Annotated in this window: 10 protein-coding genes; 7 read left to right on the forward strand and 3 right to left on the reverse strand. The window is 48.6% G+C overall.

Going from position 1 to position 10,074, the window contains the following annotated elements; translation table 11 throughout:
- Positions 1 to 264: 264 nt before the first annotated feature.
- The 4 genes from MELB17_RS22655 (at position 265) to MELB17_RS24300 (ending at position 5,275) form a co-directional block, all read left to right on the forward strand.
- A complete protein-coding gene (locus MELB17_RS22655) occupies positions 265 to 2,118 on the forward strand; it encodes a retron Ec67 family RNA-directed DNA polymerase/endonuclease (RefSeq protein WP_007352683.1) in 1,854 nt (617 codons plus the stop codon).
- 130 nt (positions 2,119 to 2,248) lie between these two features.
- Positions 2,249 to 2,743, forward strand: coding sequence for a hypothetical protein (locus MELB17_RS22660; protein ID WP_007352684.1), 495 nt, complete (start codon positions 2,249 to 2,251; stop codon positions 2,741 to 2,743).
- A gap of 187 nt (positions 2,744 to 2,930) precedes the next feature.
- A complete protein-coding gene (locus tag MELB17_RS22665; RefSeq protein WP_007352685.1) occupies positions 2,931 to 3,341 on the forward strand; it encodes a hypothetical protein in 411 nt (136 codons plus the stop codon).
- A gap of 366 nt (positions 3,342 to 3,707) precedes the next feature.
- Positions 3,708 to 5,275, forward strand: a protein-coding gene (locus MELB17_RS24300) for an IS3 family transposase (protein ID WP_085988694.1) whose coding sequence is annotated in 2 segments (ribosomal slippage) — positions 3,708 to 4,193 and positions 4,196 to 5,275 — 1,566 coding nt in all. Because the reading frame shifts where the segments join, the coding sequence is not laid out codon by codon here.
- Positions 5,276 to 5,312: 37 nt separating this feature from the next.
- Here the strand turns inward: MELB17_RS24300 and MELB17_RS22680 are convergent.
- From MELB17_RS22680 to MELB17_RS22690, 3 genes are all read right to left on the reverse strand, one after another.
- Positions 5,313 to 5,603: a helix-turn-helix domain-containing protein gene (locus MELB17_RS22680; RefSeq protein WP_007352686.1), complete on the reverse strand. Its 291-nt coding sequence runs from the start codon at positions 5,601 to 5,603 to the stop codon at positions 5,313 to 5,315.
- The gene (locus tag MELB17_RS22685; protein ID WP_007352687.1) at positions 5,600 to 5,920 is read right to left on the reverse strand and encodes a type II toxin-antitoxin system RelE/ParE family toxin; all 321 of its coding nucleotides are present in this window, start codon (positions 5,918 to 5,920) and stop codon (positions 5,600 to 5,602) included. The genes MELB17_RS22680 and MELB17_RS22685 overlap by 4 nt, the downstream gene beginning before the upstream one ends.
- A 120-nt stretch (positions 5,921 to 6,040) precedes the next feature.
- On the reverse strand, positions 6,041 to 6,595 hold the full coding sequence (locus MELB17_RS22690; protein WP_007352688.1) for a nucleoside 2-deoxyribosyltransferase: 555 nt from the start codon (positions 6,593 to 6,595) through the stop codon (positions 6,041 to 6,043).
- A 265-nt stretch (positions 6,596 to 6,860) separates the two neighbouring features.
- On the opposite strand from MELB17_RS22690, the gene istA reads away from it, so the two are divergent.
- The 3 genes from istA to rho all read left to right on the forward strand — a co-directional run.
- Positions 6,861 to 8,327, forward strand: coding sequence for an IS21 family transposase (istA, locus tag MELB17_RS22695; protein ID WP_007348517.1), 1,467 nt, complete (start codon positions 6,861 to 6,863; stop codon positions 8,325 to 8,327).
- A complete protein-coding gene (gene istB, locus MELB17_RS22700; protein WP_007348516.1) occupies positions 8,324 to 9,079 on the forward strand; it encodes an IS21-like element helper ATPase IstB in 756 nt (251 codons plus the stop codon). The genes istA and istB overlap by 4 nt, the downstream gene beginning before the upstream one ends.
- Positions 9,080 to 9,125: 46 nt before the next feature.
- On the forward strand, positions 9,126 to 10,074 hold a 949-nt coding region (rho, locus tag MELB17_RS22705), incomplete at its 3' end, for a transcription termination factor Rho (protein ID WP_227499019.1).

The raw sequence follows: 10,074 nt of genomic DNA on the forward strand, positions 1-10,074 counted from the left end.
GTTGTTCGAGAGGCAAAACGCAAGACCTGACCCCAAAGAATTCTCGTTATGTGGCTAGCGGAGGCTGTCACCGAATTTTATGTGGTTGCTGTTTCATATCTGTATTAGAATAACCGTTGGCTTATGGGCAGATTTTTAGTTCGCGTTTCGCGATCAGTGAAAAAATTGTCCGTACGGATTGCCTTGTATGTATATTCATATGTTTATATATGATTATATGGTGCCTAGGAGTGCCCATAAGCCACCACTAATATGATGTAATATATGTCAAAGCTTAGACACTTAAAATCGACTTCTTCCAAGCCTGGTTTTGCAAAGGTTTTAGATGTAGATGCAGCTTTCTTAACTCGTTGTCTATATATAAAAAAGCCTGAGACCCAATACCATCAATTCTCTATTGCTAAAAAGTCTGGTGGGACAAGGGTTATCAATGCACCATCAGAAGAACTTAAGAGCCTTCAAAAAAGCTTATCTAAACTTTTATTGGACTGCATTGATGAAATCAATGCAACGAAGTATCCTAATTCACAGTGGTCAAAACCCAAACTTCGGAAAAACGGCGAGACGGATTATGCGGCCGAAGTGTTGAAGATTAAAATCCCCACAGCAGAGACAAAGCAACCTTCTTTATCTCACGGTTTTGTAAGAGAACGATCCATAATTACTAATGCGATGATGCATGTGGGCATGAAGCACGTTCTTAACATTGACTTAAAAGACTTTTTTGATAGCTTCAACTTTGGTCGAGTCCGTGGCTTTTTCATTAGGAATGCCAACTTCCAGTTAGACCCCCATGTTGCGACTGTCATTGCACAAATAGCTTGTTATGACAATAAGCTCCCACAGGGAGGTCCATGTTCACCAGTAATAACTAACTTAATTACTCATAGTTTAGACATACGTTTGGCATCCTTAGCCAGAAAGTATAAGTGTACTTATACGCGATATGCTGATGATATGACTTTCTCTACGCGGAGAGCAGATTTTCCTGCTCAAATAATGAGGCAATCCTCTAATGAATACTTAGCGGGGAAAAGGCTAAGGCGTGAAATTGAGAGCGCAGGTTTTGCTATAAACAGCAATAAAACTCGTGTTCAATTAAAAAATTCCAGGCAAGAAGTGACCGGTCTTGTGGTAAATAGAAAGCCCAATACCAAAAAAGAATATTGGCGTTTAGCTAGAGCAAAATGCAATCATCTGTTTAAAATAGGTCGGTTTACAGTAGCCAAAAATGGTAATAATGTTGAGGGCAACCTCAATGAGTTAGAGGGTCAATTAAACTTTATTGATCAAGTAGATCACTATAATCGTATGAGGCAAAAAGCTCCGTCAATTCCTGAGTATGCGTCAAGTAAAATTGGGAAAAACACTAAGAACTTACTCACCGGCAGAGAAAAAACATTTAGTCAGTTTTTGTATTATCGGCTATTTTATGGCAATGATAAACCTACAGTTTTGTGTGAAGGAAAAACTGATAACGTCTATTTGAAATCAGCGATTAGTGAATTAAATAAATATTATCCATTGCTGGTTGATGTCAAAGATGAAGAATATGATCTTTCAATCCGCTTTGTTCGATACTCTAAGCGAACACGATTTCTTCTGGAGATATTTGGTGGTGCCGACTATCTTCGGGGTTTTATTGATAACTTTGAAAAGAATGTAAAGTTGTACGAAGCGATTAAGCCAAAAAATCCGGTAATTGTTTTTTTAGATAATGATGAAGGTCCGCAGCAGATTGTAAAGTTATTGAGCACTGAAAGATTCCAGAAAAAAATAGAAATCATACCATCGAAATTAAATAAAAAAAATGATATTAGGAAGTCTCATTTTATACATGTGGTAAAAAATTTGTATGTTGTTTTTACTCCATTAACGCATGAAGGAAAAGAAACTGATATCGAGTATTTTTTTAATGATAAAGCGAGGCTCATCAAACACTCAAATGGAAAATGTTATAACACAGTGAAAAATAGAGACGCTAAAAAAGACCTAAGTAAAGATGCTTTTGCAACACACATCATCAAAGAAAATAAAAAGAGCATTGACTTTGAGGGGTTAAAGCCATTGTTAAACTCCATAGTGAATGTTATCAATCACTACGAAAAGATAAAGTAGCACTCTTAGTGCAGAGAGTACGCACCACTTTACAAGCGCATGTTGTCGGGCTGGTTTTCCGCTGCGCTCCAAACCAGCCGCAAATGCGGGTATTATGGCTGACTAAAACAATGGAGGATGACTGGAGTAAATGCTCATTATTCAAATAGCTTTAGGTATAGTTATAGTGGTGGTATTGCTCGCAGCTCTTCCATATTTAATTTGCATGGCATATATCGCACTTAAGAATATCGCGATAGGCGTAGGCTCAGTCGTTTTGGTTTTTGGCGGTACATTGCTTCTTTATGGGTTGTTTTACCTTGGGTGGTATGTCGCAACAGCTTACATTCCAAAAGTTATTCTCGTTGTATCTACAGTCGCATCAGTTTTATCACTTCTGGCGTTGGTTGCCGTTGCTATCAAGCAAAAACTACCGGTTCCCGGAAACATATGGTTTTTATTGGTAGTATTATGCGGACTATCGATATTGGTTTTTAGTTCGGCGTATGAGTCATACCAAAAGTATAGCGAGCTAGGCAATGAGCTTAATTATGTTTCACCTTTCTTTATGTTTTTGGCCGTTTTAGGATGGTCTGTATTGCTACTGTTTAAAAAAAGGCAGTTGGGGCATACGTCAAAACCATAAAAAAGCTGTAAACCTTCCTCAAATTACTACGCGATTGTGTGCAATACGCTGCGCGCGTTTTCGCGAAAAACTGCTCCGTAATTTGAACAGGTTACTGCAGAAAACCGTAACAGATTTAGCTTTTGGCCGTGGATAATTTGTTGACAGCCTATGCAAGCTTCCCAATTGTTTTTTAATGGAGTGAAAGATGTCTTGGTTTAAGGTTTTTTCCGCAGTAGTAGTTGCCAATATCGTATCGTGGATCATCATAAGCATCATTGGTTGGTTTATCTTCTTCGTGGTCTTGGATTCCTTCAACGATGCGCTGACCGAAAGGCTTTCTAAAAGCAGCAAGCCTGAGTTTCCGACGATTTCTGTCCCTTCTTTCTCACCGCCGGTGCCTACGGCAGAGGAAATAAGGGCTCAACAGGCGCGGGAGAAGCGATTGGCGGCTCAGCGGCGCCGTGCGAGAAACGAGGCAGAACAGAAACGAAGTGTGATTGCGAGCAGTAAAGAAATGTGTGACTTCTGGACTTCTGAGTACCGCAAAGACGGAAACCCCAAGAGTCAGGCATATAAAGAAATGGCTTGCTTGCGTTACCGCAACTTACTTAATTGATTGATCAGAATACAAGAAAACCGGGACAGATTTTTTTTCGCGGCTTCTCTGATGGTTTGGATCTGATTTGCATCACTACCAACTTTCTTCGCACTTTGGTTAATATCGGATGCCAGCACACAGAATGGATTCTGTGTTTCAGAAGCAAGAGGATGCTTATGCCAAGACAGGCTAGGGTGATTGTGCCCGGTCTTCCCACCATATTGTTCAGCGCGGTCATCATCGCCAACCGGTGTTCGTCGAACTCCGTGATTTTGAAAAACAGATCTGTCCCGGTTTTCCGAGGGTTACCCCCTCTGCCAGCCTAGTTGTCCAGTTGGCGATTTCGCCTAAATTCATGTCAGATTGGGCGGAGTGAGAGCAGTCATGCCACGTTATTCCGAGGAACGTAAAGCGGCCGTGTTGAAGAAGTTGTTACCTCCGCAGAACCGCAGTGTGGTGCAGGTGGCCGCAGAGGAAGGCCTATCGGATGTGACTCTGTACAATTGGTTAAAACAGTGTCGACAACAAGGGGTGCCTGTGCCGGGTTATCGTAATGCTGGAGACGATTGGTCTCCTGATGCCAAGTTAGCCGTCGTGATCGAAACGGCGTCTATGTCCGAAGCTGAACTGAGTGCGTATTGCCGCCAGAAAGGTCTGTATCCCGAGCAGGTACAACGCTGGAAAGACGCCTGCCTACACGGTGCCGGTCTGCAAGAAGGGCAAGGGAAAGCCGCTCAGAAGCAGCAGCGTGATGCCCGCAAAACCATCAAGAAGCTGCAAGCGGAAGTGCGCCGTAAGGATCGGGTTCTGGCAGAAACGACCTCATTGTTGGTGCTGTCAAAAAAGCTCGAAGCCTTGTACGGCGAGGACCCGGACAGCGAGGACAGTTAACACCGCTGACCGAACGTACAAGGCTTTTAAACGACTATGACGAAGCTGTCGCCAGTGGCGCAGCCCGGTACAAGGCGGCCGACTTGATGGAGCTGAGTCAGCGCACGTTGAAGCGCTGGCGACAGGCTAATGGCGCTGTAGCGGAAGATCAACGCCCGCAAGCGGAGCGCGTTGTGCAGCCACACCAGCTCACTCACGCTGAAGAAGCGGCCATTCTAGACACCTGCAATGAACGGGAGTACCAGAGCTTGCCACCGTCCCAGATCGTGCCTCGACTGGCTGATAAAGGGCTTTACCTGGCCTCTGAGTCCTCATTCTACCGAGTGCTCAAAAAGTACCAGCAAGTGAATCATCGGGGCCGCATGAAACCGCCGCGCAAGGTCCCTGAGCCCACCAGCTTTACCGCCACAGGCCCGAACCAGGTGTGGAGCTGGGACATCAGCTATTGCCCCTCAGAGGTGCGCGGTCAGCACTGGTATCTGTACCTGATCATGGACATCTACAGTCGCAAAATCGTGGCGTGGGAAATCCACGAATCAGAGTCCGGCGAGCTTGCCAAAAAGCTCATTGATCGAGCTCTGTTACGCGAGAGATGTTGGCAAAACCCACCGGTGCTGCACTCAGATAACGGCGCGCCGATGACGTCCTACACGCTGAAAGCGCGGCTGGCAGACCTGGGTATGCTGATGTCTCACAGCCGACCCAGAGTAAGCAACGACAACCCTTACTCAGAGTCGTTGTTCAAGACGCTAAAGTACTGTCCAAAATGGCCAGCCAAGGGCTTTTCATCACTAACGGCGGTGCGCAAATGGATGCTGTTGTTCGAGCAGGCTTACAACGAAGAGCACCTGCACAGCGGCATCAACTTCGTGACGCCCGCACAACGGCACCAGGGTGTTGATGCAGAGTTGTTAGCCAAACGTGAAGCGGTTTATGAACGAGCAAAGAGTCTGAATCCTAGGCGTTGGTCTGGTGATACTCGAAACTGGGCAGTCGCCGGAGCCGTATCGCTCAACCCTGGAAAATTGCAGGAAATTGAGCGTAATAAACAGGCTGCTTAAGTGCAGCTATATGGACAACTGGGTTGCAAATCACCGGTTATGCGGAAACTCGGTCGTTTTCTGTGGTTTCCAGTTTCACTCGAAAACCACAGGCTGCGGCGTACTTGCTGAGCGTTCCCCAGCTAGGGTTCCCCCGGCCACGCTCAAGTCTGGAGATGTTGCTTTTGCTCGTTCCCAGCTTCTTGGCAAGATCCTCTTGGGTAAGGCCCGCTTTCGTTCTCATGGTAATCAGTTGGTCGATCAGGTTGAATTCTTCCTGAAGGGCATCGTACTCTTTACGCACTTCAGGATTTTCGAGTGCCTTCTGCTTAAACTGTTTGAAGCTCATAACTTTTTGACCTCCCTCAAACGCTCTTTTGCTAGATCTAGGTCTTTCTTCGGTATTTTTTGATCTTTCTTCACAAAGACATGGAGAATGATTTTCCTATCCTGCATATAGCAGAAAATACCTCTTCCAATGCCTTCTTTGGCTTTTGCGCGGATCTCGAACAGCTCATCACCAAGTGACTTGGTGTGTGGCTCCCCAAGGTTCGCACCGTGCTTTTCCATCAATTCCATTAGCCGGATCATTCTCGCCTGAATTTTTGGCGGCATCCCGGCCAATTCTTCGTCTACCTTTCTGTAGAATTCAATGTCCCAGTCCATGGGTGTTCCGTATTTTCAGGTTATCATATATGATAACTCCAGCTATCGGAAATATCTTGAAAACCGGGGCGGGGTGGTGCTGACCGGTCGCTTGGTGCCTGGTTGATGTTGTCCCCGACTTTATCTCGATAGGGCATAGGTAAGCGCCTGAACACAGCGGTCGAACAACGCTGCAGAGAAAAACGGGTGTTCGCCTGGCTGCTCAGCCAAAAATAGTTGACCACCGGATTCGCAGATGCCGCCTTCAAGCATCAGGTTGTCACTCAGCTCAAAGTCTTCGATTGTATGGCTCATGTTGTCCAGGTCGGTTGCACCTGCCCGTTCCCGGTAGTGCCGGCTATCCAGGGTGAATCCGAATGCGGGCTTGCCCTGACCAATCATGTAACCCACCTCATACACGGTACCAGGGTCGCCGCTGATGCCGCGAAAGGGTGTCAGGTTGGCGATGATGGCATCGCAGCTGTCCATCAGTTCACGGTTGGCCTTGTATATTCTATGCCCGCGATCAGGTTTTGGTTGGCCATCTGAAAATGTCAGCTTGGTATCCAGCGGGTCTACGCCTTCAAACCCGTGTTCCCGAAGGAGGCGCTTTTTCTCGGCCACGATGAGCTGGTGTTCGCTGGCTGGGAAGAAGACTTCCGGGCCGGCGAGGTAGATGCGTTTTGGCTTTGCCATAGGGGCCTCTTAAGGCTGGTTGTATATAATTGGGACAGACTAATTTTATTCACACTGGTTTTTTGCCTTGGGCTGTCTTCGTGACGTTATCAGCCCATTTCGAAAAATATCTATCAAACAAGAGCTATCTGTTCGGCGACAATTAGGATGACCGGTTAACGACAATTATCTTGGCCGGTTGGGTGTAACAATCGGTACTTTGTTTTCCACTGTGGAGCACAAGGTGCCTGGTCAACACATAACCAACCGACAAGAGGAGCTGTACATGCAGCACCGACAAAATGGCGCAAGCCAAGAAGTAGCTGCCGCCAAGGCAGGCGTTTCTGTCCGATCTGGGCGACGCATCGAGACATCAGCACAAAAACCCTGCCTTGACACCGAGCGGCAATGGCGTACCCGAGAAGATCCACTGGAAGCGGTTTGGGAAACAGAGTTGCTCCATCTGTTAGAAAATGAGCCTAAGCTGACCGGTACAACTCTGCTTGATTATCTGCAAGAGCATTACCCTGAGCACTACGATCAGACCATTCTGCGCACCCTGCAACGCCGTGTGAAGCTCTGGCGGGCGCTACACGGGCCGGAACGCGAGGTCATTTTTCGCCAGCAGGCGGTTGTGGCGCAACAGGGGTTTTCTGATTTTACCCACCCCGACAACCCGGTTACGATTCAATCCAAGACCTTTCCACACCTGCTCTATCAATTTCGATTGGCCTACAGCGGTTGGCGCTCGGTTACCGTCGTTCAAGGTGGTGAGAGTTATGCGGCTCTGGCGGCGGGCTTGCAGCGAGCCTTACAACAGGTGGGTGGCAGTCCCATTGAGCACCGCACCGACAGCTTAAGCGCGGCACGCAATAACCGTCAAAACGTGTGGACTGAGGCTTATAGCGAGCTGTGCCAGCATTACCGCATGACACCCACTCGCAATAATCTGGGGCAGTCCCATGAAAACGGCGTGGTGGAGTGCGCCAATGGCTCGCTCAAGAAACGCTTGGCACAACAGTTGTTATTGCGCGGTCACAGTGACTTCGACGGTGTTGCGCACTATCAGGCTTTTATTGATCGCGTTGTCGACAAGCTCAATCAGCGCAACCGATCGCGCGCGCTTGAAGAGCAGGCGGCCTTGCAGCCTCTGCCGGAGTTTACGGCGGCCGAGTATCAGACCCTCCACCTTAAGGTGACGCGCAGCTCAACGATCGAAGTCCGGCGCGTTGTTTACACCGTGCCATCGCGGCTGATTGGAGAGTCGGTACAAATCCGGTTGCACCACGACAAGCTGGTGCTGTTCGTCGGACAGCAGCCGGCACTGACATTACCGCGCATTTACCCCAAACCTGGCGAGAATCGCGCCCGCAGCGTCAATTACCGGCACGTTATCCGCTCGCTGGCCTCGAAGCCGCAGGCCTTCCGTTACTCTCAGTTGCGTGATGACTTACTCCCGGACGACAACTACCGTCAACTCTGGCAGCTTGCGGATACGCACCTTGAAGCCCGAGAAGCCTGCAAATGGATCGTGACAACATTGCGACTGGCCTTCGAGTACGATGATGAACAGTCGCTGGGGGAGGATCTGCTGATTGAGGCCCAAGCAGGCCGGTTCGCGTCCATTACCGAGATTCAGTCACGCTACCTTCGCGGCAACCCAGACCTCAAGTGCTCTGCATCAAGCCAACACACCTTAGTGAGCTACGACGAGCTACTGTCCTCGATCAACAGTCAGGAGGCACAGATATGACAGGCTCTGTCGCTTTACTGTTAAAAGAACTCCGTCTGCCGGCCTTCCACCGTCATTACCAATCGCTCTGGGAAACCGCCATTGAGAAGAACTGGTCACACACCGATTACCTAGCGGCATTGTGTGAGTACGAGCTCTCAGACCGCTACCAGCGCCGGACCCAGAAGTGGGTACGCGAGGCAAAACTTGCCGCCAACAAGACCTTCTCAGCGCTTGATCAAAGCGCGTTCAGCCGCCCCTGCAACACCGCACTGGCAAGGCTGCAACAAGACAGTGACTGGGCACACCATGCCGACAATGTGCTGTTGATTGGCCCCAGCGGCACTGGCAAAACCCATATCGCTAATGCACTGGGTCATCAACTCACCGAACAGGGGGTACGCTGCAAACTGTTCCCTGCCATAGCGCTGGTTCAGCACTTACAACAGGCCAAGCGCGATCTCGACTTGATGACAGCCATGACACGGCTGGATAAATACAGGGTCGTCATCATCGATGACATCGGTTATGTAAAAAAGACGGATGCAGAAACCCAGGTACTGTTCGAGTTCATCGCCCATCGCTATGAGAGTGGCAGTCTAATCGTCACAGCCAACCAACCATTTAGTGAGTGGGATCAAATCTTCCCAGACAGCATGATGACTGTAGCGGCCATAGACCGGCTGATACACCACGCAACTATTATCGAATTAGAGGGGGAAAGTTACCGAAGACAGCAGCATCTCAAGCAGGCTGCAAAGAGTAAGAAGTAAGACCACCCAACCGGCCATCATAGTTGTCGCGGACCGGACAGGATAGTTGACGCCGAACAGCTATCAAACAATCATGACGAGAAAGACATTAGGTTTAACCCGAAAACGAAATAAAGACCCTAAACCAGTGGCTGAGGAAGCCGAAGCTATGGCTGAGGTTGAAGGTGAGGCTGATCCACAAAAACGTTTTTTAAATGCTGTGGCTATCAATCCAACGCCGGGGATTCGCTTGGAGTCAGGTTCAGAAGAACTCACGGTGCGCGCGATGGATTTGATCACGCCGATTGGAATGGGGCAGCGAGGTTTAATAGTTGCACCGCCGGGGTCTGGAAAATCGACGGTTTTAAAACATATTTGCCAGGCGGTGGGAAAGGCGTATCCCGAGATTAAACTTTACGCGTTATTGATAGATGAGCGACCCGAAGAGGTCACTGATTTCAGGCGTAGCGTCCCGGCTGAGGTACACGCTTCTTCTTCGGATGAAAGCTATGCTCATCACGTTCGCGTTGCCGATGAACTTCTTGATATCGCCCGCCAACAAGCGGGCGAGGGTCACAACGTCATGATTGTGATTGATTCTCTCACGAGGCTTTCGCGTGTGCATAATGCGGAGCGAAAGAGCAGCGGTCGTACTATGTCTGGCGGGGTGGATGCTCGAGCGATGGAGATTCCGCGGAGGTTGTTTGGCGCTGCACGAAACATTGAGAATGGCGGCTCGCTGACCATTTTGGCAACCGTTTTGGTGGATACCGGCAGCCGTATGGACCAGGTTATCTTTGAGGAATTTAAGGGCACGGGGAACATGGAGCTGGTTTTATCGAGAGACGTGGCGAATCAGCGAATCTTTCCCGCGCTGGATATTTCGAAAAGCAGTACACGCCGTGAAGAGCTGCTGTTGGATCCAAAAGATTTAGACAAAATAAGAGCATTGCGCCGGGCGCTTAGCGGTCTCAAACCGCTAGAGGGCACAAAAAAGCTGGTTGAGCTGCTTGAGA

This window comes from Marinobacter sp. ELB17, assembly GCF_000169375.1.
Lineage (GTDB): Bacteria > Pseudomonadota > Gammaproteobacteria > Pseudomonadales > Oleiphilaceae > Marinobacter.